Below are 1,261 nucleotides of genomic sequence, written 5' to 3'. Positions count from 1 at the left end.
CTCATCCGAAGAAACGCTCATCCATGACTTTCCAAACAGGCTCTGAGAAACCTGATATTCGGCCACTGTTCTATCCTCCGAAGACCCTGTTACCAAGCTTCATATCCATCTGTTCGACCGAGTGTGCGATTTTACGGAGAAGATCTTCACCAGATAGATGGATATAAAGTGTCGTACTTTGAACATTGCGGTGTCCGGCATACGTTGCGATATCGTGCAGACGCCAGCCTGACCGGGCCAAGTGCGTCAGTCTCAGATGTCTCAAGGTATGAGTACTGAACGCCGGTATGCCGGCTTGAAGGGCAAGACGTCTGACAGTTTTGCTCCATGACCACTTCGTTATGGGCTGTCGAAAGTTTCGATCTGACTCAGACAGAAACAAGGCACCTGAATGGGTTGTCGCACCGCGTCGACGATGTAAATACACTGCCAACACAGGACAAATCACTGCTGAGTAACAAACCACTCGAGCGTGTGCACTTTTACTCGTCTCAGCCCGAATAGTGAGGAGACGTCTCGCAGGGTCAATATCCGACACCCTCAAACCTACTAACTCTTCTCGGCGCAGTGCGCCATAGTAGGCCAAGGCGAACATGAGGCGATTTCTGACTGTTTCCTGTGCGACTATTTCTTGCAAGCGAGCCCATTCTTCGTCAGATGGCAAATATGGCAGTAATTTGGAACGACGTACCAAACCATACCTGAACCCGACATGCTCCGAGAGTGGGCCGCGCCCTACAACCGCCTGCCCTCGCGGCACCGGATTTCGATGTTTGATTCCTTCAAAGACCAAATGATCATACCAAAGTCGGACGGCGGACAGGCGCTGATGAAGCGTAGCATTGCTCACAGCAGCGCGAGTGGATAGGAAAGGAACGTCTTCTCCACGTAAATACCTTACAAATAGTGAAACATGACTCAAAGTTGCTGCCTCAGGAGCAACACCTGCTGCCTCACAAAAAAACAGATACTGTTCCAGACCTCTGGCATAGGCGTCTATGGTAGCGGGCGAACGGCCAAGATTGTCGAGCAACGAAAGCCATAAGCATCCTTGAGAGTTCTCAGAAACCTGCGGATATCGTGACCATTTAGGCTCAGGCATCGTACCCTCCCTTTGCAACACGAAGGTATAGATTCAAGCCGATGTATTCCAACTAACTTATAAGATGCTCTGGGAATCATCACCCACGCAGAACAGTTCACCAGACGTCCTGCTAAGCAACGTGAGCCACAGGTACTGGGCGCGGTTCACATCCTGAAA

General features: G+C 50.6%; 2 protein-coding genes. Both read right to left on the bottom strand.

What is annotated here, in order from left to right; all coding sequences use genetic code 11:
• Window positions 1–70: 70 nt before the first annotated feature.
• Entirely contained in the window at window positions 71–1,102 is a 1,032-nt protein-coding gene (locus B7449_RS12215) for a tyrosine-type recombinase/integrase (protein ID WP_082084849.1), read from the bottom strand.
• Between the two features lie 57 nt (window positions 1,103–1,159).
• Window positions 1,160–1,252: a UvrD-helicase domain-containing protein gene (locus B7449_RS12210; protein WP_244465761.1), complete on the bottom strand. Its 93-nt coding sequence runs from the start codon at window positions 1,250–1,252 to the stop codon at window positions 1,160–1,162.
• Window positions 1,253–1,261: the final 9 nt, after the last annotated feature.

The organism is Komagataeibacter intermedius TF2, from assembly GCF_000964425.1.
Classification (GTDB): domain Bacteria; phylum Pseudomonadota; class Alphaproteobacteria; order Acetobacterales; family Acetobacteraceae; genus Komagataeibacter; species Komagataeibacter intermedius.
The sequence above is the reverse complement of the archived record's forward strand: the minus strand, read 5'-3'. Positions and strand labels throughout refer to the sequence as shown.